Source organism: Heliomicrobium undosum (assembly GCF_009877425.1).
GTDB classification, from domain to species: domain Bacteria; phylum Bacillota; class Desulfitobacteriia; order Heliobacteriales; family Heliobacteriaceae; genus Heliomicrobium; species Heliomicrobium undosum.
Window position 1 is genome coordinate 1 of record NZ_WXEY01000018.1, and the last position, 19,877, is coordinate 19,877.

Annotated in this window: 20 protein-coding genes; 13 read left to right on the plus strand and 7 right to left on the minus strand. The window is 58.2% G+C overall.

The genetic code is table 11. The features are described from left to right. Positions 1 to 226: 226 nt before the first annotated feature. From GTO91_RS13355 to GTO91_RS13370, 4 genes are all read right to left on the minus strand, one after another. Complete coding sequence (locus GTO91_RS13355) at positions 227 to 1,708, minus strand: sensor histidine kinase (protein WP_161259232.1); 1,482 nt, start codon at positions 1,706 to 1,708, stop codon at positions 227 to 229. Continuing rightward, on the minus strand, positions 1,705 to 2,406 hold the full coding sequence (locus tag GTO91_RS13360) for a response regulator transcription factor (protein ID WP_328793814.1): 702 nt from the start codon (positions 2,404 to 2,406) through the stop codon (positions 1,705 to 1,707). The genes GTO91_RS13355 and GTO91_RS13360 overlap by 4 nt, the downstream gene beginning before the upstream one ends. Before the next feature lie 106 nt (positions 2,407 to 2,512). Continuing rightward, on the minus strand, positions 2,513 to 3,295 hold the full coding sequence (locus GTO91_RS13365) for an ABC transporter permease (protein ID WP_161259233.1): 783 nt from the start codon (positions 3,293 to 3,295) through the stop codon (positions 2,513 to 2,515). Beyond that, positions 3,286 to 4,011, minus strand: a complete 726-nt coding sequence (locus tag GTO91_RS13370) for an ABC transporter ATP-binding protein (RefSeq protein ID WP_161259234.1) — start codon at positions 4,009 to 4,011, stop codon at positions 3,286 to 3,288. The genes GTO91_RS13365 and GTO91_RS13370 overlap by 10 nt, the downstream gene beginning before the upstream one ends. A 211-nt stretch (positions 4,012 to 4,222) precedes the next feature. On the opposite strand from GTO91_RS13370, the gene GTO91_RS13375 reads away from it, so the two are divergent. The 3 genes from GTO91_RS13375 (at position 4,223) to GTO91_RS13385 (ending at position 9,135) form a co-directional block, all read left to right on the plus strand. Beyond that, positions 4,223 to 6,817 (plus strand): ABC transporter substrate binding protein, encoded by a 2,595-nt coding sequence (locus GTO91_RS13375; RefSeq protein WP_161259235.1) that lies wholly within the window; start codon positions 4,223 to 4,225, stop codon positions 6,815 to 6,817. Positions 6,818 to 6,992: 175 nt separating this feature from the next. Further along, positions 6,993 to 7,484, plus strand: coding sequence for a hypothetical protein (locus GTO91_RS13380; RefSeq protein WP_161259236.1), 492 nt, complete (start codon positions 6,993 to 6,995; stop codon positions 7,482 to 7,484). A 175-nt stretch (positions 7,485 to 7,659) separates the two neighbouring features. Then, positions 7,660 to 9,135: an N-acyl-D-amino-acid deacylase family protein gene (locus GTO91_RS13385; protein ID WP_161259237.1), complete on the plus strand. Its 1,476-nt coding sequence runs from the start codon at positions 7,660 to 7,662 to the stop codon at positions 9,133 to 9,135. Here the strand turns inward: GTO91_RS13385 and GTO91_RS13390 are convergent. Beyond that, positions 9,130 to 10,167 carry a hypothetical protein gene (locus tag GTO91_RS13390; RefSeq protein WP_161259238.1) on the minus strand — a complete coding sequence of 346 codons (1,038 nt, stop codon included), beginning with the start codon at positions 10,165 to 10,167 and terminating at the stop codon, positions 9,130 to 9,132. The two genes, GTO91_RS13385 and GTO91_RS13390, sit on opposite strands and share 6 nt — an antisense overlap. A gap of 328 nt (positions 10,168 to 10,495) precedes the next feature. Here GTO91_RS13390 and GTO91_RS13395 point away from each other — a divergent pair, with 328 nt between their 5' ends. Both GTO91_RS13395 and GTO91_RS13400 read left to right on the plus strand, forming a co-directional pair. Further along, positions 10,496 to 12,712: a sensor histidine kinase gene (locus tag GTO91_RS13395; protein WP_161259239.1), complete on the plus strand. Its 2,217-nt coding sequence runs from the start codon at positions 10,496 to 10,498 to the stop codon at positions 12,710 to 12,712. An 11-nt stretch (positions 12,713 to 12,723) separates the two neighbouring features. Further along, complete coding sequence (locus tag GTO91_RS13400) at positions 12,724 to 14,286, plus strand: DUF3369 domain-containing protein (protein ID WP_161259240.1); 1,563 nt, start codon at positions 12,724 to 12,726, stop codon at positions 14,284 to 14,286. Between the two features lie 169 nt (positions 14,287 to 14,455). On the opposite strand, the gene GTO91_RS13405 is transcribed toward GTO91_RS13400, so the two are convergent. Beyond that, the gene (locus GTO91_RS13405; protein WP_161259241.1) at positions 14,456 to 14,707 is read right to left on the minus strand and encodes an AbrB/MazE/SpoVT family DNA-binding domain-containing protein; all 252 of its coding nucleotides are present in this window, start codon (positions 14,705 to 14,707) and stop codon (positions 14,456 to 14,458) included. A 112-nt stretch (positions 14,708 to 14,819) separates the two neighbouring features. Here GTO91_RS13405 and GTO91_RS13410 point away from each other — a divergent pair, with 112 nt between their 5' ends. The 8 genes from GTO91_RS13410 to GTO91_RS13445 all read left to right on the plus strand — a co-directional run bounded on the left by GTO91_RS13410 (position 14,820) and on the right by GTO91_RS13445 (position 19,396). Further along, complete coding sequence (locus tag GTO91_RS13410) at positions 14,820 to 15,047, plus strand: ATP-binding protein (RefSeq protein ID WP_161259242.1); 228 nt, start codon at positions 14,820 to 14,822, stop codon at positions 15,045 to 15,047. A gap of 160 nt (positions 15,048 to 15,207) precedes the next feature. Continuing rightward, entirely contained in the window at positions 15,208 to 15,414 is a 207-nt protein-coding gene (locus GTO91_RS13415; protein WP_161259243.1) for a DUF1657 domain-containing protein, read from the plus strand. Between the two features lie 215 nt (positions 15,415 to 15,629). After that, positions 15,630 to 15,836, plus strand: coding sequence for a DUF1657 domain-containing protein (locus GTO91_RS13420; RefSeq protein WP_161259244.1), 207 nt, complete (start codon positions 15,630 to 15,632; stop codon positions 15,834 to 15,836). Between the two features lie 28 nt (positions 15,837 to 15,864). Continuing rightward, a complete protein-coding gene (locus GTO91_RS13425; protein WP_161259245.1) occupies positions 15,865 to 16,725 on the plus strand; it encodes a DUF421 domain-containing protein in 861 nt (286 codons plus the stop codon). 31 nt (positions 16,726 to 16,756) lie between these two features. Next, a complete protein-coding gene (gene spoVAC / locus GTO91_RS13430; RefSeq protein ID WP_161259246.1) occupies positions 16,757 to 17,236 on the plus strand; it encodes a stage V sporulation protein AC in 480 nt (159 codons plus the stop codon). Position 17,237: 1 nt separating this feature from the next. Continuing rightward, complete coding sequence (gene spoVAD / locus GTO91_RS13435; protein ID WP_161259247.1) at positions 17,238 to 18,248, plus strand: stage V sporulation protein AD; 1,011 nt, start codon at positions 17,238 to 17,240, stop codon at positions 18,246 to 18,248. A 101-nt stretch (positions 18,249 to 18,349) separates the two neighbouring features. Beyond that, a complete protein-coding gene (gene spoVAE, locus GTO91_RS13440; protein WP_161259248.1) occupies positions 18,350 to 18,703 on the plus strand; it encodes a stage V sporulation protein AE in 354 nt (117 codons plus the stop codon). Positions 18,704 to 18,790: 87 nt separating this feature from the next. After that, on the plus strand, positions 18,791 to 19,396 hold the full coding sequence (locus GTO91_RS13445) for a YhcN/YlaJ family sporulation lipoprotein (protein ID WP_161259249.1): 606 nt from the start codon (positions 18,791 to 18,793) through the stop codon (positions 19,394 to 19,396). 155 nt (positions 19,397 to 19,551) lie between these two features. On the opposite strand, the gene GTO91_RS13450 is transcribed toward GTO91_RS13445, so the two are convergent. Next, positions 19,552 to 19,851, minus strand: coding sequence for a zinc-ribbon domain containing protein (locus GTO91_RS13450; protein ID WP_161259250.1), 300 nt, complete (start codon positions 19,849 to 19,851; stop codon positions 19,552 to 19,554). Positions 19,852 to 19,877 lie beyond the last annotated feature (26 nt).

The window sequence follows — 19,877 nt, forward strand, 5'->3', positions numbered from 1 at the left end:
CCGGCTTCGACGTAGATCGATCGTATGTGTGCCGTCGCCCAGTTGTCCCAGAGTGGTATCTCCCCAGGCCCAAAGGCTGCCGTCACTTGGTGGCAGGACGAGGACAGCTCGTTGTCAATCGAAACCACCAACGGGATAATGCGAAGACCTACGATCCACTCGAAGAAGCGGTACTCCTGCGTTTGGGGAGTCATGCCTGTGCCTGGCAGTTTGTATAGCGGCTTTCTCATGCCCTCGTTAGGATAACTGGCAGCGTGAAATAAAAAACGCTCCCCTGCCTACGCTCACTCTCTGCCCAAATCCTTCCGCCATGAGCGTGGATGATCTCCCGTGCGATGGCCAGTCCGAGGCCGGTTCCGCCCTGCGCCTTGGCGCGGGACTTATCCCCTCTGTAGAGCCGCTGAAAGACATGGGGCAAATCGTCAGGAGAGATGCCTTCCCCCGTATCCCGAACCGAGAATAATAATTCCTGGTCGACCAGGGCGGCTGTGATGGTGATTCGCCCGCCCGGTTTCGTATGCCGAATCGCATTATGGACAAGGTTAGCCACCACCCGCTCGATTTGCGTCGGGTCGGCGAGGAGGGAGGGCAGATTATCCGGCGCCTTCCATTCCAGCGACAGGCCTGCCGCTTCCGCGTCATAGCGAAGGGATTCCGCCAGATCGGCGATCATCTCGCCCGGATGCAAACGGACGAAGTCCATCGGCAAATGTCCCGCCTCCAGGCGAGACAGTTCGAAGAGATCTTCAATTTGCCGCTCCATGCTGATGGTCTTGTCGTGGATCACTTGGAGATAGCGTTGCCGTCTCTCCGGTTCCGCCGCCAAGCCGTCGAGGAGGCCCTCTACATAACCGCGGATCGAGGAAAGGGGGGTGCGTAGGTCATGAGAGATATTGGCCACCATCTCCTGGCGCGACAGCACCAGTTTTTGCTCCCGTTTGCGCAGCGCCTCAATCTCACCCACCATGCGGTTGAAGGCTTCACCGAGGCGACCGAACTCGTCCCGCCTGTCGATGGCGACGCGGGCCGATAAATTGCCTCGGGCGATGGTCTCTGTCGCGCGGCCAAGTTTGCCGATGGGGGAAAGGATGCTCCGCGACAGAAAGAGGAGCAGGAAAAAGAGCACCGCCGCTACGGCCGTCGCGCCGATAAGGCCGAGAGAGCGCAGGTGTCTCTGGGCGGCTGCTTCTAGGGGCTGCGCCGGATAGCCGGCGAGGGCCAGGGCGACCTCTTTTCCATTCACCGTCACCGGTTCGTATAGGTAATGCATCGTATCATCGATTGCCGGCGACTGTTGCGACCGGTGCGTCTGCAGCGCCCGTTGTCCCCCAATCATGCGGGCCAACTCCGGCAGCGCGACCGAAGCGCCTTCTGAACGGCCTATGGGATCAAAGACGACGACACCGTTCGGATCGATCACCAGCAGGCGCCAACCGGGAGGCAAGTCCCCGATTTCCGCCGCCACTACGGCCTCGTCCCAGTTGGCATAACGGGCATGGGCGTCACCGACGGACTTGGCGAAGGTCGGCAAAAAACCGGCTGATACCTGCTGGGGCAACAGGCCGAAGGTTTCATCGGTGGCGACCATGAACAACAAACCGCCGCCCAAGGCGGCGGCAGGTACGAGGACCGCCAGCAAAAAGGCGATCAAGAGCTTCACGCGGATGCCGATCGGGTATTTCGGTAGGAAATCTTGCAAGCCGCTCATTGGGGAACTCCTAAAACGCCTAAGGGGACGCCGTCAAACTTGTAGCCGACGCCCCAGATCGTCTTGATGTACTGGGGCTTGCCAGGCGCCGGCTCAATTTTTTCGCGCAGACGCCGGATATGAACGGTAAGGGTGTTGGGATCGCCCAGATAGTCTTCGCCCCAGACGCATTCGTAGAGTTGTTCCTTTGAAAAAACCTGCCGGGGATGGCGAGCCAAAAAATAAAGCAATTGAAACTCCCGCGCTTGCAAGGACACGTCCATCCCGTCACGAACCACGCGATACTCGCGGGGGTAAATGTCCAGGCCGTAAAAACGCAGCGCATCGTCTTTCGCCGGCGCCCCCGAAGAGAGGGCGACGCGCCTAAGTTGCGCCCGCACGCGCGCCAGGACTTCACGGGGACTGAAGGGTTTAACCAGGTAATCGTCAGCGCCCAGGCCGAGCCCCAGCACCTTGTCGCCTTCCTGCTCTTTGGCGCTCAAGATGATGATGGGGATGGCAGACTCAGCCCGCAGGATCCGGCAGACCTCAAAACCGTCAAGGGCCGGAAGCATGAGATCCAAAATGGCGAGGTCGGGCTTTTCCAACCGGGCTTTTTCCAACGCCTCTCGACCATCTGCCGCTGTGGTGACCTGATACCCCTCAGCCGACAGGTAATCGCGGAGCAAGTCAACGATTTCCGCTTCGTCATCGACCACAAGGATTTTCTGGCTTATGGTGATCGCCTCCCGCTGGCCTCTTTCTTAAAAGTAATTGTAGCAAAGAGACCCCCCCTTTTTGCGGACAGAGATGGATAGTTTCGCGCTAGATATCCCTTTTTGCAAAATGCAGGCTCGTGATCAAGCCGAACAACAGCAGGTAGAGGGCGATCATCGCCAAAGAGAAGGACAGCGTCATCCCCGGCAGCAGCGGATGTCCGTTGATATAGGGGGTGAGATCGCTGTGGGCGAAGAGAAGGTACTTGGCCCAGGAAAAATCGCGGACAAGGGTAAGCGTTGTTGTCCCCAACATCGACAGCAGGATGCCGAAGGCGGCGGCCATCATGGCGTTTCGAAACAAGACGGAAAGCATGAGCGCCAGGGCGATCATGACAATGCCATTGACGAGCACCGCGCCGTAGCGGATCAGCAGTTGCCACAGGAGATCCTTTTCGATCAGGCCGGGAATAGACGGCGAAGCGATTGAATCGAATCCGTAGAAGAGTCCGCCGGCGAGCACCGATGTGATGAACATGGCGGCAATGATGCGCAGGGTTATCATCACGATGGAACAGAACTTGGAAAAAAGGATCTTCGCGCGGCTCACCGGACGGATGAGGAGTTGCTTGATGGTTCCGGAAGAGAATTCATTGGCGACACTGCCCGCCGCAAGGACGATACCGACAAGGCTGATCCAGCCGGAGGCCGATGTGGCGGACAGGACAAAACCCCACAGGTTTCGGTAGAACTCCGGCGTGATCTCGCTGTTGTAGCGTTGCAACAGGCCGAGCCCGAGAATCAACAGGACCGAACAAGCGAAGAGCGCCTGGGTGCTTCTCTGGTGAAGCAGTTTCATATTTTCGTTGCGGATCAGATTGATCAGTTGCATGTTCCATCCCCCTCTGTCATGGCCAAAAATGCCGCCTCCAAGGCGCCCTTCGCTGTTGCGTCTACATTGAGCGCCTGGATCAGTTTGCCCTGTTGGATGATGGCGACGCGGTCACAGATCAACTCCATTTCGCTCAGCAGGTGACTGGAAACCATGACGGCGACGCCTTCCTCATGGGCGAGTTGCCGGAGATGATTGCGCAAATCCCGGATTCCCGCCGGATCCAGGCCATTTGTCGGTTCGTCAAGGATCAGCAAGGCCGGGTTGTGCAGCAATGCTTGGGCCAGCCCCAAACGCTGGCGCATTCCCAGAGAGTAGGTTCCGACTTTGTCATGGATCCGCCCTTCAAGGCCAACCTGCGCTGTAACGGTCCGAATTCGTTCATGGCCGATGCCTCCGGCCATGCGGGCGTAATGGAGGAGATTTTGATAACCGGAGAGGTATCCATAGAGCGCCGGTGTTTCCACGATCGCGCCGACGTTGGTGATGGCGGCTGTGAAGTTTCGTTGAATGCAAGAGCCTCCGATCCGGATCTCTCCCTGGGTGGGGGCCATCAGGCCGAGGATCATCTTGATAAGCGTTGTTTTTCCGGCGCCATTGGGTCCAAGGAGGCCTAACACCTGACCGGGGTAGATGTCTAAAGAAAAATCGTCAATGATGGTCCGGTCGCTGATCTTTTTCTTGATGCGCCGGATTTGAGCGATTGGTTTTTGCATTGCCCTTCCCTCCACATCTGTCTTGGTTTTACAATGCTAGCGTACCTGTCGATTCTTAACTGGCGAATGAGCAATTCTTAATAACTTCTTAAATCGGCGATGCGCAAATGAAAACAGTTACAAAGTATATCTTTTTAATACGAAATGCCATGGTATAATGAACCCAACACAGCAAGTTCGGAAAGGCAATAAAAGCGAGGGCATCGGCACAATGCGAAAACACATCATGCTTCGCGCCTCCAGCATCGCATTCATGGTCCTTACGCTGCTCCTGACGCTAAGCCCCGCAGCCGCCTCGCTCCGCCCCGGCGCGGCCTACACCGCCGACGATTCGCCCAAACGCAATGTCCTCCTGCTCAACTCCTACCACACGGGATACCGCTGGTCAGACGACATCATCGACGGCGTCCGCTCAGTTTTGTTGCGCCCAGGAAGCGGCAACATCGACCTCCGTGTGGAAGATATGGATACCCAGCGGATCACCGACCCCGAGTACCTGAACCAACTCTATGAGGTGTACCGGCACAAGTTCCGGCAGACGCCGATCGACCTGGTCATCTGCGCCGATGACAACGCCTTCTATTTCATGCAAAAACATGCGAAGACGATCTTCCCCGGCGTGCCTGTCGTCTTCTGCGGCGTCAACTACCTGGAGGACCGCTGCCTGGACGACTGCGGGCAATTCACCGGCGTCGTCGAGGACTACGACCTGAAGGCCTCCCTGGAAACGGCGCTCCGGCTGCGGCCGCACACGAAGACGATCTACTGGATCAACGACCGGTCCGCCACCGGCCGCGCGGTGGAAAAGAAGCTGCAAGAGACGATTCCCTTCTTCAATGACCGGATCCGCTTCGAGTCGCTCCAGGACAAGGCCATGTCGGAGATCCTGCAAACGGTCGAGTCGCTTCCCGAGGACAGCATGGTCCTCTACCTGATCTTCAACCAGGACGTGACCGGACGGTTTTTTACCTATGAAGAGGGTGTATCCATGGTGTCGGCCAAAAGCCGCGTCCCTGTCTTCGGCGCCTGGGACTTTTCCCTCGGCCACGGCATCCTGGGGGGGATGCTGACGGGTGGGTTCTCTCAGGGGGAAGAGGCGGCGAAGCTGGCGCTGCGGATCTTCCATGGCGAAAAGCCCGCCCACATCCCTGTTGTTCGGGAAGGCGTCAACCGGTACATGTTCGATGAAAAGCAGTTGAAGCGCTTCGGTGTGGACCGTGCCCTGCTGCCGGCTGACAGCATCATCATCAACCAGTCTTATACCGATAAGAAACAGATCCTGCTGCTCCAGTCCTATCACAACGGCATGGATTGGACCGCCAACATCGAAGCCGGCGTCCGGACGGTTTTTGACGATCCGAACCGCTACACCCTGTACCTGGATTTCATGGACGCCAAGCGCAACCTGAGTCCCGAGTATGTCCACAAAATGGTTCCCCTCTTGATCGAAAAATACAAAGACCGGAGTTTTGACGCCGTCATCGTCGCCGACGAAGTCGCCTACCGGTTCATTTTGAACTACCGGGAGCGGCTCTTTCCCGGTACGCCGGTCATCTTTTGCGGCGTTAACGACTTTGCGCCCGCCGATTTGGCCGGCCAGGCCAACATGACCGGCGTCGTCGAGACGGTCGACATGAAAAAGACGATCGAAGCGGCGCTGCGCCTCCATCCGCGCACCCAACGGATCGTCGTCGTCAACGACTGGACCGATACGGGCATCACCAACCGGCGCCAGTTGGAGGCGATCATCCCGGACTTCGCCGAGCGGGTTCACTTTGAGTTTGTCGGCGATATGAACATGGCGGAAGTCCGGGAAAAAGTGTCCCAACTCAGCGAAGGCAGCCTGGTTCTGCTGATGACCTTCAACCAGGACAAGTCGCACAACAATTTTTCCTATGAAGAAAGCGCCGATCTGATCGCCCGCGCCTCCGCCGTGCCCGTCTACGGCTTCTGGGACTTCTACCTCGGCCATGGCGTCGTCGGTGGTATGGTGACGAGCGGCTACACTCAGGGGGAGACGGCGGCCAAGCTGGCCCTGCGCGCGCTCCAGGGCGAACGGTTGGAGGGCGTTCCGGTCATCCGCGAAAGCCCCAACCGCTACATGTTCGATTATCGCCAACTCCAGCGCTGGCAGATCGACGCCTCCCGGCTTCCCGGCGGGAGCGTGGTCATCAACAAACCGGAATCGTTCTATGAAAAACACCGGCCCATCGTCTTCGGCGCCGGCGCCATGTTCCTTTTGCTCCTCTACATCATTGGCACCCTGCAGATCAACATCCGCCGCCGCCGCAAGGCCGAGGAGACGCTGCGCTTCTTCGCCACCACTGACGATCTGACAGGGCTGTACAACCGCCGCAGCGGGATGCAGTTTTTGAAAAAGCACATGGACGACGCTAGGCGGCGGCAGAAAGATTTGACGGTCTGCTTCGTCGATGTGAACGACTTGAAACGGGTCAACGACACCTACGGCCATGACGAAGGGGACCGGCTGATCAAGACGGTGGCCGATTTGCTGCAAAAGTCCTTGCGCGACAGCGATGTGACCTGCCGGCTCGGCGGCGACGAGTTTTTGCTGATCCTTCCCGATTGCGACCTGGCCCGGGCGAAAAAGATCTGGGAACGTGTCGAGGAGAACCGGTGGACCATCAACCGCATGGGCCTGACACCCTATCTGATCGGCTTCAGCCATGGCTTTGCCGGCTACGACCCGGAGCAGGGGCTTTCGCCGGAAGAGTTGATCAAACGGGCCGACGCGGAGATGTACCAGTCGAAACGGGCCTTGAAGGCGGAGCGGGCCTATGCCTGAGGAGTCTGCGTCCTGTTGTCCGCCAAGTTCAGGCTTGAATGAAAATAATGCCTGGTTTTCGAACAAAGCTGCTGGTTAAATAATGAAAAATTACCATTAAGAAACATGATTTTGGTTCGTCGTTATATTTTCATGATATACTTGAACTGCCGGGCAGGGGCAGGAGGGGATTAATTTGACAGACCAGGAGTTTCAACAACGGGTGCTTCAGGAATTGCTGGCCTTAAAAGAGGGGCAGCAACGACTCGAGGCGAGACAAGAACAGTTTGAGAAGAATCAGCAGCGATTTGATGCGAGACAGGAGCAGTTTGAAAAGAATCAGCAGTGTTTCGAGGCCAGACAGGAGCAGTTTGAGAACAATCAGCAGCGATTCGAGGCGACGCTTCAGCGGCTTGAGAATCATGTACAACGGTTAGAGAAAAATCAGAAGCATTTAGAGAGCAACCAGCAGCGACTAGAAGAAAAAATGAACATTCGTTTTGAACGTCTGGAAACGAACATCAATCTTCGACTGGACACGTTAGAGCGAAGCCAGGAATGTGTGATCGGCATGCTGAAAACGATTACCGGCAAGCTCAATGAAATTCATGAGGAGCAGCGGTCGATTAAAGAACTCCTGGGCGATCATGAAGTAAAGCTCCGCACGCTTTCTCGAAAACCCGTATAAATTCCCGTATAAGCACAGAAAGAAATGCCTGTTACTTGTGTTTCCCCCCTCAATCGAATGAGAGAAAAATAAAGCGGCCCCTTTCCAGCAAATTGAAGATTTGTTCTGGGAAGGGGCCGCGTGATTTGTTATGCTTAAATCGCATGACACACGAATTGTGAGGAGGGGCGGTCCGATGACAGGGATGAACCGGAGACAATTCATCACCCTCGCCGGTGTTGCGCTGGCGGGGGGGATCGCCAGCGCCTGCTCCTCCCAGGAGCTGCGTCCGGGATTGGCGCCGGGTGAGGCCTTAACAGGGGCCGGCAACGGCGCAGGAGGCGGCAGCGGGAGCGACAAGGCCGGAGACAAAGGGGATAAGAGCGGTGGGGCGAAGGGAGAGTCCGTCGCCTGGGAAACGCTGATCCTCAACGGCATGATCGTCGACGGAACAGGCGCTCCGGCCTATGCCGGCGCGGTGGCCTTGCAGAAGGACCGGATCGCGGCGGTGTTGCCCGGAAGCGGCCAGCGATGGGAACAGGGCCGCTTTGTATCGGCCGGAAAAAGCTATGCGCCGGCGGCCGACTGCCAGGTCATCGACGCCCAGGGCGCTTGCATCACCCCCGGCTTTATCGATGTCCATACCCACAACGAGGTGTACCTGGGCACAAACCCGCAGGCAGAGGTGCGCCTCTTGCAGGGCGTCACATCTCAGGTGGGCGGCAACTGCGGCGATTCGGTCAACGGCATCGGCGATTTCCGCCGCCGTCTCGGCGCCCTCGGGGTGAACTATGCCCAACTGGTCGGCTACCGGAACCTTCGCCGCCAGGCGCTGGGCAATGACACGACCCGGCGCGCGACGGCGCCAGAGGTTGAACGGATGATCGGGCTGCTGGAAAAGGGGATCGGCGAGGGTGCGCCTGGGTTGTCCATCGCCCTGGAGTATGAGCCCCAGTCGGCGGTCACCGTCGATGAGTTGGAACAGTACGCCCAGTTACTGGCCCGGCGCGGCAAGTTGTTGACGGTGCACCTGCGCAGCGAGGGGGACCGGGTGTTGGAAGCCCTGGAGGAGGTGCTGGGCGTCGCCCGGCGCACCGGGGTGGCCCTCCAGTACGGCCATGCGAAGGCGCTGTTCCAACAAAACTGGTCCAAGTACCCTCGCATTCTCGCTTCCATTGACTCGGCCGTCGCCGACGGAGTCGATGTCTGGGGCGACATGTACGTCTATGATTTTTCCTCCTGGGACTTCGGCACCAGCCGCGTCTCCATCTCCGAGGACAACATCATCCGCGGGCTCGCTCACCCGCGTCTGTTCATCGCCAGCGACAGCGGCCTCTACGAAAACGGACGGGCCAACCACCCCCGGGCCTACGGCAACTTCTCGCGGGTGCTGGCGCGCTACGTGCGGGAGAAACAGGCGCTCTCGCTGGAAACGGCGGTGGCCAAGATGAGCGGCCTGCCGGCGCGGCGGTTCGGCTACACGGACCGGGGACAAGTGGCCGCCGGGAAGAAGGCGGATGTGCTCGTCTTTTCCCTGGATAAGGTGCAGGATCGGGCGACGCGCCAGCAGCCGGCGATCAAGGCCGAGGGGATGCGCTATGTCTTTGTCAACGGCGTCAAGGCGGTCGATGACGGAACGCCGACGGGGGCAAGAGCGGGAGAGTGGCTATAGGCTTGATGTGGACTGTTGGGTAAAGAGGCATTCCTCCACGATGGCCGCCAGGTTTCGCAGCGACCGGATCTGCACGTCCGGTGAGTAACGAGGCTGTTCGTCCATGCAGGCCTCCGTCGTGATGGAGGAAGGGCGCTGGGCCAGGATGTGACGGAGAATCGTCCGGGCGTAGCGGTTGCCGGCGATCTCCCGGTGGGCGGCGTTGCGCCCGCCGGCGAGGGTGCGGTAGCTGCCGGTGAAGTGGTAGCGGTCTGTCGCGATGAGGGCCAGTTGCCTGCGAAAGCAGTGATCCGCCGAGGCGGCAAGGACCAAGCGGCCATCGCGGACGAAGGCGCCGTAGCGTTCCAGACAGGCTCGTTCATCATCGTTTGCCGGGGTTAAGCTGGCTGTCGTCTGACCGGGAAACTGCCTGAGCCCCCATAGCGACTGATAGAGGTGCTCCACATCGATGAGCGCACGGCATCCGAAGTCCTGCGTCAAGGCCGAAAGATCCTGGTAAAAGACGCCCACGCAGGTGATCGGGAAGATGCGGCCTGTGGGGACGCCTTTTTTCTTTTCGAGGCGAACCCAGGGGAGCGTCTCGACGTAGAGGTTTTTGGCCTGAGAGAGAAGCGCGAGCTTGCGCCGGCAATCATCGATGATGCCGAGGTAGTCGCCGCTCGATAGGGGCGGATGGCCGTCAAAGGCGTAATCGCCGGCGTGGATGACGCAATAGAGCGGATCTTTTCCGGACAGCCAGGCCTTTAGCCGGGCGATTTGCTCATCATCCAGGTTGTGCAGGCTGGGCAGGTGCAGGGAATAAGGAAGGCCCGCCTCCGCTGTCATGGCGATCAGGCGATCGGCGCTATCCAAGATTCCCGGTAGATTGGAGAGCGGGTTGTAGTTGATGTTGACTTCGATGCCGAAGGGGAGCCGAGAAAAGGCGCTGCAAACAGTCTGGAAGGAGGCGAAGAGGTCTTTCGCTTCCTCATGGGAGGGGTAGCGCATGGACAGCAGCAGGTGGGGGCGATCCGGCCTCTCGTCGTTCGTCATGGACAACCCTCGTTTCTATATTCCTTCCCAAGTTGGAGACGAAAGGAAATCTGCTTTTAGATTATTATAGCAATATTCTGGTTGGCTGGCGAAAAGGCGCTTGTTTCCTGATTACGGACGGCGATCTGCCTGCCATGGATTCCTAAACGTTTTTACAGGTTAAAAAGGCAGGAATTCCGCAAGAAGGCGTCGAATTGGATTGGGCGTTCATTTGTGATTAAAATAACTAATGATATGTTTTTGCATATGCTTTTGTTATGTTTTGCGATATGGTTTTACGAAATGCTTTTTTGTGACTGAATTTTTTCTCTTCGAAGGGGTGAAACGGATGTGTCGGCAACACCATGTCCCTCCGGCACAGCCGTTCCGGCGGATCGCGCGTCTGTCGATTACAACCAGGATGGCGTTGCTCGCCCTTTTCCTGATTGTAGCGCAACTATTAGCGCCGGCGTCGATACCGACAGTTGCCGTGCCGACTCGATCCATACCGACTGCCCTCATGTCGCTGGCCTCGCCGACCTTCATGTCGCCGGCACTCTTCTCACCGGCCCTCATCCCGACGGCGGAGGCTGATCATACCGAGTCGGCGCCCCGAAAACACGTGTTGATCATCAACTCCTACCACAAGGGATTCGTCTGGACCGAGGATGTGGTCCGGGGGATCGAGTCGGTGCTCAAGCCCCTGGAACTGAAACTGAACCTTGAATTGTATACGGAATACATGGACACGAAGCGGTACAACGGCCAGGGTTACGAGGAGAGCATGTACCGCTACCTGCAAGAAAAGTACAGGCAGGATCATTTCGACCTGATCATCGCCTCTGACGATGACGCCATGAATTTTCTGCAAAAGTACCAGCAGCGCCTCTTCTCGAATGTGCCCGTCGTTTTTTGCGGCGTCAACTACTACCAGGAAGAGAAGTTCAACCGCCAGCGGGTCACCGGCGTCGTCGAGGTCAATGACATCAGGCGCAACGTGGAGATCGCCCGCAAACTCCAGCCCGGGCTGAAAAAAATCCTCTTTCTCAATGACCAGACCTTCACCGGCAGTTCGCAGGTGAAGGTGCTCCAGGAAGCTCTGGCGCCCTTCGGCGACGCGATCCAGTACGAGGTTTTCGATGATTGGGATCTGAGCGAACTGCGCGCCAAGTTGGAGAATCTCGACAAAGACACGATGGTGTTTTTGCTGATTGCCTATTACCGGGACAAGTCGGGCGCCACCTACACGAACGACCAGTACATCCGCGTCGTCAAAGAGTATTGCAAACAGCCCGTCTATGGGATCTGGGACTTTTACCTCGGCAACGGCATCGTCGGCGGCATGCTGACGAGCGGCTTCACCCAGGGCGAGGCGGCGGCCCAGTTGGCCCTCCGCGTCCTGCAAGGGGAAAAGCCGGAGACGATTCCCGTTGTCATGGAAGGCCCCAACCGGCTCGTCTTCGACTACCAGCAACTGCGGGAACTGCGTTTGAATGAAGCCGAGCTTCCGGAGGGAAGCGCTGTCGTCCACAAGCCCCAGACCTTTTATGAGACGAACAAGGACATCGTCTGGAAGGCGTTGGCGCTGTTTGCGGGGTTGCTCATGGTCATCGCCGCCCTGGCTGTCAACATTGTGCGGCGCAAGATCGCCGAAGCGGAACTGATCGAGATGTACGAACAACTGGAGTTGCGGGTGGAGGAGCGGACTCGCCAGTTGGAAGTGGCCAACCTGGACTTGAAGAGCGCCATGACGGAGTTGGAGCAGGCCCAGGAGCAGTTAATCGAGTCGGCCAAGATGGCTGCCCTGGGCAAGCTGGTGGCCGGCGTGGCCCACGAGATCAACACACCTGTCGGCATCGGCGTGACAGCCGCCTCCCACCTGCACAAGAAGACATCGGAGCTGGCTGCCCAGTTTCGTGAGAACCAACTGAAAAAATCGGAACTGGACAAGTACCTCGCCGTCAGCGAGGAAGCCTCGGACATCATCCTCAAGAATCTGGAACGAGCGTCATCGCTGATCCAGGGGTTCAAACAGGTGGCCGTCGATCAATCGAGAGAGAACCGGCGCCGGTTCAACCTGAAGGAATATATCGGGGAAATCCTGACGAGCCTGCAGCCGAAGTTCAAGAACAAGGCCTACCGGATCGAACTGTCCTGTCCCGACGATCTGGAGGTGGTCAGCTATCCCGGCGACTTCTCCCAGGTCTTGACCAACCTGATCATGAATTCGCTGACCCACGGTTTCGGTGAATGCGGTCACGGGACGATCCGCATCGATGTGCAGCAAAAGGGAGAGCGGGTGCGCCTCGTCTACGCCGATGACGGCAGAGGGATCCTGCGAGAACACATGGAGCGCATCTTCGAACCCTTCTTTACAACCAACCGTGGGCAGGGCGGGACGGGTCTCGGGCTGAATATCGTCTACAACCTGGTGACGCAGCGCCTGAGGGGAAAGATCCGTTGCGAGAGCGTCGCTGACGCTGGACCAAACGCGAGATCAAGCGCTTCATTAGGTACAGGATCAGGCACGGGCACACGCTTCATCATCGACTTTCCGCAGAGGTGAGGTGACATAACATGCGCGACTCGAACCATCCGAATGACGACGATTTGCTGTTCTTTGCCGAAGAACAGGAGGACGCCCAGGGGCAAGGGGGCAGCGGGGCTTGGCAGGTGTTGATCGTCGACGACGATCCGGAAGTCCATAAGGTGACCCGCGTCGTCCTGGCGGGAATGCGCTTTGACGAAAAGCCGCTCGAATTTTTCAACGCCTATTCCGCTGCCGAAGCCAGGCAGATGCTGCGCGATCATCCCGACGTGGCCGTCATCCTGCTCGATGTGGTCATGGAATCCGATGACGCCGGGTTGAATCTGGTCCGGCACATCCGGGAGGAGATGAGAAACAGCCATGTGCGCATCGTGCTGCGCACAGGCCAGCCCGGCTACGCGCCGGAAGAGCGGGTGATCGTCGACTATGACATCAACTGCTATGTGTCGAAGACGGAATTGACGGCCCAGAAGCTCTTTTCCACCGTCTACGTGGCCTTGCGGGCCTACCGGGACATCCGGACCATCGACCTCAACCGCCGGGGGCTGGAACAGATCATCCAATCGTCGGCCAACATCTTTCGGATGCAGTCAATGCGCATGTTCGCCTCCGGCGTGCTCACCCAGTTGACATCGCTCCTGCGGCTGAACCGAAACGCCATCTACTGCCAGATGTCCGGCTTCGCCGCCACCAAGAATGAGCGCGATTTTTACATCCTGGCGGCCACAGGCGACTACTCGCCCCTCGTCAACCGTCCCATTCGATCCGCTGTCAGCCCAACCGTCCGGGAGGACCTGGAGCGGGCCATGCGGGCCGGGCAGAGCCTGTCGCTGGGCAACCGTTATGTGGGCTATTTTCGCAGCCAGAACGGCTCCGAAAACCTGGTCTACCTGGAAGGCTTCAACGGCTGGAGTGATTGGGACCGCAACTGGGTGGAACTGTTCTGCTCCAACGTGGGCATCGCCTTCGATAACATCAGTCTCAACGAGGAGATCGAATCGACCCAGCGGGAAATCATCTTCACCCTCGGCGGTGTCGTCGAAGCGCGATCGAAGGAGACAGGCTTCCACGTCAAGCGCGTGTCCGAGTATTCGCGGCTCTTGGGCAAGCTCTACGGCCTCAGCCGGGAGGAGACGGAATTGCTGCGCCTGGCCTCGCCGATGCACGATGTGGGCAAGATCGCCATCGAGGACGCCGTCTTGAACAAGCCGGGAAGGCTGACGGCGGACGAGTACGAGCAGATGAAAAAGCACACCCTCGCCGGCCACGAGATGCTGCAGCACTCCAACCGGCGCATCCTGCGCACGGCCGCCCAGATCGCCCTGGAACACCATGAAAAGTACAACGGGGGCGGCTATCCCTTCGGGTTGCGGGGGGAGAAGATCCACATCTATTCGCGGATCACGGCGGTGGCCGATGTCTTTGACGCCCTCAACAACAACCGCATCTACCGCGCCGCCTGGCCGATCGAGGACATCCTGGCCCTGTTCAAGCAGGAGCGGGGGCAGCACTTTGACCCCTACCTGGTCGATCTGATGGTGGACAATCTCGACGAGTTCTTGAAAATCCATCAGGCCTTTCCTGACGATTAACGCGCTGACGCTTCTATTTCGCCCCCGGTGATGCCGGGGGTTTTTTTCATTCCCTTTTCTACGTCCCTATTGCCGGATGGAACCGCCGACGATAGAGTAATACAGGAAGCATAAAAAAACCGAACCGCTCTCCCTCGTGGGAGGAGCGGTCCGGTTGGCGCGATCAGGTTCAGCCGGCGGCGTTTTGGGCCATGGAAACGGCGCATTCCTTGCAGACGATCTTGTTGCGGAAGTTCTGCACATCAACGGCGCTCCCGCAGAAGATGCAGGCCGGTTCGTACTTTTTCAGGATGATCTTCTCGGCATCCACGTAGATCTCGAGGGGATCTTTCTCGTCGATGCCCATCGTCCGGCGCAGTTCAATCGGAATCACAACACGGCCCAGTTCGTCTACTTTGCGTACAATCCCAGTTGACTTCATGTCACTTGACTCCTTTTGTTCGACGTTATTCGACAACGTTCTACACCCTGATTGTACCAACCGTACCAAGTAACGTCAAGATACATTTTTAAACGAAATGAGGAAAGTTGTCATGGGAAACAAGGTCTCCCAATTTTACCGCATCGAAAAGAACTGTATCCGCTGCGGCTTTTGCCTCGACATCTGCTCCTGGGACGCATTGGACGCGCCGGGAAAGGGGCGCACCTTTACAATCGAAGAGGATCTCTGTCCGGGCTGCGGGATCTGTGTCGATTGCTGCCCTGTCGGCGCGATTCGACGGGTGGGCGCCAGCGGAGACGATGACGCTGCGGGTCGGTGATGGATGAGCGAACGGCTGTAGCGCTGTAGATCAGGATACTTCTATGGCTGGGATATTTTTGTGAATGAAACTTTTGGCAGACTGAGGGCTCACATATTTTCTTTTCCAAAATCCCATTCTACCTGTGGAAAGGGAACACTTTTCACAGGAGGAGTAACTCATGACGGTATCGCAGCAACTCAAACAAACTGTCGCCGGCCTGAAAAGCGCCGTCGGCAGCCTGGAGCAATTCGCCATTCAGACGCAGGATCAGAACGCCAAGAACCTCTACACCAATGCATCCCAACAGGCGCAGCAGATCGTCAATTCCCTCGAACCGAGGGTGAAGGAAATCGAAAAGGAAGAACCTCAGTACAAGGGTTTTTAGCCCGAGCGGTTCTTCTGTGCATGAAGGACACCCATGCTCGTTCGGGCCGGATCGTATGATCCGGTCCTCATTATATGTAGTGTAGATGAGGCATCTATCGGGCGCGACATGTAGATGTTGCGGCTGATTTTGCCTGAGAGCGGCTTCGGTGGAGCCTAGACGAGGGTTTAGACGAGCTTTAACCGGTTTAATGGTGGGTTACGGAGGTGGCTCCCGTGACGGTAAGCGGGCAGGTCAAACAGACACTGGCCAGCTTAAAAGGGGCGCGTTCGACGCTGGAAAGCTTCGCCGCCGTCGAGGAGAACGTCGATGCCAAGCAGGCTTATACAGAGAACCTGCAACGGCTGGACCGGGTGATCGACGGGATGGAAAAGCGGATTCAGGTGCTTGAGTTTGAGGAGCCCCAGTATAAGGGGTTTTAACGCTGTTTGTGAATAAGGAGTTTATCCCATGCCTGAATGGACCATCGCCTTTATTCGCGCCACAGCCGTCTTCCTGCTCATCTTAGCAGGCGCCCGGCTGCTCGGCAAGCGACAACTGTCACAGTTGACCCTCTTTGATCTGATCACCGTTATCGCCATCGGCGTCGTCGCCGGCGCCTTGTCTCTCAACCTGGCCGGCGATCTGGCGAGCGCCCTCATGACGCTCGTCGTCTGGATCGGCTTTCCCATCGCCCTCTTTTACCTGTCCATCAAGTTCAAGACGGTGCGCGATCTGGTGCAGGGCAAGGTGACGGTGCTGATCAACCATGGGAAGGTCCTTGACGCCAAATTGATGGAGGTCCGCATGAGCCCTGAGGACCTTTTGAGCCAACTCCGGCGGAAAAACGTCTTCAACTTCGCTGACGTGGAGTTTGCCATGCTCGAACCGGACGGTGAACTGAGCGTCTTTCTCAAGAAGGACAAGCGGCCTGTCACGGCGTCGACGCTGGAGATGAAGGTGGGCCATGAGAGCGTCCCCCAGACGGTGATTATGGACGGCATCATGATGGACGAGCCGCTGACGGCTATGGGGCTCAACCGGCGCTGGCTCCATGAGGAGTTGGAGAAGATCGGCGTGGCGCCGGAGAATGTTTTCCTGGCCCAGGTCGATTCGGTGGGCCAACTGTATGTGGACCTCTTCGATGACGCTATCAATCTGCCCCAGCCGAAGACGAAGGAACTGCTCTTCGTGAACCTGAAAAAGTCCCAGGCCGACTGTGAGCTCTACGCCCTGGCCACGAAGGACCCGTCGGCCAAGCAGATGTATACGGAGGCGGCGGGGTTGATGTCGGAGACGGTCAAGGATCTGGAGCCGCTGCTGAAGCGCTGAGGGAAACACCCTTGTAAAGGGGGAACGATCGTTGTCAAACAAAAAAAAGAAGAACCTGACGCCGGTCCAGCAGGAGTACCACGACTTTTCCAAGCTCCGGGAGCCGAAACGGCCTGTATTGAAGAACTGTCTCTGGGCCTTTTTCGTCGGCGGGTCGATCTGCCTGCTTGGCCAGGTCATCCAGAACTTCTTTCTCTGGCACTTCAATTTCAATGAAAAGACAGCCGGCAACCCGACGGTGGCGATCATGGTCCTGCTCGCGGTCCTGCTGACGTCCTTCGGCGTCTACGACCACATCGCCCAGCACGCCGGCGCAGGGACCGCCGTGCCGGTGACCGGTTTTGCCAACTCCATGGCCTCGGCTGCCATCGAGCACCGGACCGAGGGCTATGTCCTGGGCGTTGGCGGCAAGATGTTCAAATTGGCCGGGCCGGTCATCGTCTTCGGCGTCGTCTCGGCCTTCGTGGTGGCGCTGATCAAGACGCTCCTCGGCATGGCGGGGGTTGGGTAGCATGCAGCAGGGACATCAGAGTTGGCGCTTCGACAACAAGCCCGTCATCGTAGCCAGTGCCGCTGTCGGAGGACCTTTTGAAGCCCAGGGGCCGCTGTCCAAGGACTTTGACTTGCTCCACGGCGACCTCTGGCTGGGACAGGCCAGTTTCGAAAAGGCCGAGCGCAAGCTCCTGGAAGAAGCCTGCGAGGTGGCCATCCGCAAGGCGGGGTTGCAGAAAAAAGACATCGAGTTTTTCCTCTGCGGCGATCTGATGAACCAGATCACCGCCAGCAGCTTCGCCGCCCGGACCATGGCGGTGCCTTACCTGGGGCTCTTCGGCGCCTGCTCCACCTCTATGGAGGGGTTGGCCCTAGCCTCTTTGCTCGTCAACAGCCGCGCCGGGCGCTATGTCCTCTGCGGCACCTCCAGCCACAACGCGACGGCGGAAAAGCAGTTCCGCTACCCCACCGAATACGGCGGCCAGAAACCGCCGACAGCCCAGTGGACCGTCACCGGCTCCGGGGTGGCCGTCGTCGCACCCGAAGGGGAAGGGCCGCGTGTAACCGGGGCCACCATCGGACGGATTGTTGATATGGGCATCACCGACCCCTTCAACATGGGGGCGGCGATGGCGCCGGCGGCGGTGGACACGATCACCGCCCACTTCCGGGACTTCGGCATCTTCCATGAGGAGTACGATCTGATCGCCACGGGCGACCTGGGGAAGGTGGGCCACCACATCGCCAAGGACCTCTTCGCCAAGCACGGCATGGCCCTCCCCGAGGAGAAGTTCGTCGACTGCGGTCTTCTCATCTACGGCCCGGACCAGCAGGAAGAGGTGATCGCCGGCGGGAGCGGCTGCGGCTGTTCGGCCACCGTCACCTATGGGCACATCCTCAACCGGATGAAGCAGGGGGAACTGCGCAAGATCCTCATTGTCGCAACCGGCGCGTTGCTTTCGCCGATCACGTACCAGCAGAATGATTCTATCCCCTGTATCGCCCATGCGGTGGCGATTGAGCGGGGGTAGTCGGTGTGAGGGTGCGCCGCAGGGAGTGCCGGGGAGAACGCCAGAGGGAACATTGACGAAATGGGATAAGATTCGGCCTGTAATGGAGGGAGATTCGAACTGTGGAAACCTACTTTTGGGCCTTTGTCGTGGGCGGACTGATCTGCGTCATCGGGCAACTGCTGTTCGATGTGGCGAAACTCACCCCGGCCCATACGATGACCCTCCTTGTCGTCTCCGGCGCGGTTCTGGACGGTCTGGGACTCTATGAGCCCCTGATCGACTTTGCTGGCGCCGGAGCGACAGTGCCCATCACCAGCTTCGGCAATGCCCTGGTGCATGGGGCGATGGCGGAAGCGAAGTCGACGGGGCTGATCGGGATTCTGACGGGGATATTTGAGGTGACCAGCGCCGGCATCTCGGCGGCCATCATCTTCGGTTTTATCGCCTCCCTGATCGCCAAGCCGAAGGGGTAGAGAACGGAGCGGTCAGGTGATTCAGCGTGAGTATGATATCCATTGCGCTTTTGCGGTCGCTGAGAGCGCAAAGAAGGGTTGAAGTCGATGCAGTTTGATCACAAAGGGCGGTCGTCGCTCGGTCGAGTGTTGTCGATTCATGAAGGGTTGTTGAACAAGTTAGGGGCGTTGAGCCGCCAAATGTTGTTGCCCCCTCGAATGTTGTTGTTTATGGAGGAGGAGCGACTGCATCCTCAACAATCGCTATTCGTCCTAAGAGCTCCGGCTTTGGCGGTCCTTTTTTTGGCTTTTGCCGTCTTCTTTAGCGGCTGCGCCGCAGGCAAGTCCACGGCGAAAAACAGTGATCTGAAAGAACCGCCTTCCCGGATGGATCCGGTGCTGGCCCAGGACATCAAAGGCGTCACCAAGTCGGTGCAAGGGGTCGACGATGCGACCGCCATTGTCATCGGCAACGACATCGCCGTCGGCGCCAAGGTGAGCGGCTTTGACCGCCTGCGTATGAAAAGCATCCGCGGGGCGATCGACAAGAAGATCCGCGAGTCTTATAAGAACTACCGGGTCCATGTCACCACCGATAAAAAACTTTTTAAACAGATCAAGCAGATCGAGGATCAAGAAAAATCTCCGGGGGACGCGCCGCCGGAGATTGAGAAGAACTTCCGCAAGATTTTGTTGGATAACGATGCGCCGTAAGGGTCGCCAACAAATGTCGCCAACCGGACCTGCTATCATCGCCGCTTTAAAATACGGCTTGCTTTGGAGGATAGGAACGGGCGACTAGCCGAATCTTTTTAAAAGAAAAAACACCCCAGGCCCCAAGCCTGAGGTGTTTCGTATGTTCGGATGGATTACCAACTGCTGCGACGGTTGTTGAAGCAGTCGCGGCAGTAGACGGGCTTGTCGCCGCGGGGCTGGAAGGGAACCATGGTTTCGACGCCGCAGGAGGCGCAGACGGCGGGGAACATTTGACGCTCTTGACGGGGTTCGGGGGAACCGCCGCCACGCTGGGCTTTGCGGGCAGCACGGCAGCTGGCGCAACGGCCAGGCTCGTTGGTGAAGCCTTTTTCGGCGTAGAATTCCTGCTCGGAAGCCGAGAACAGGAACTCGCTACCGCACTCTTTACAGGTGAGGTACTTGTCTTGGTACATGAGAAATCCTCCTCGATATTCGTTTG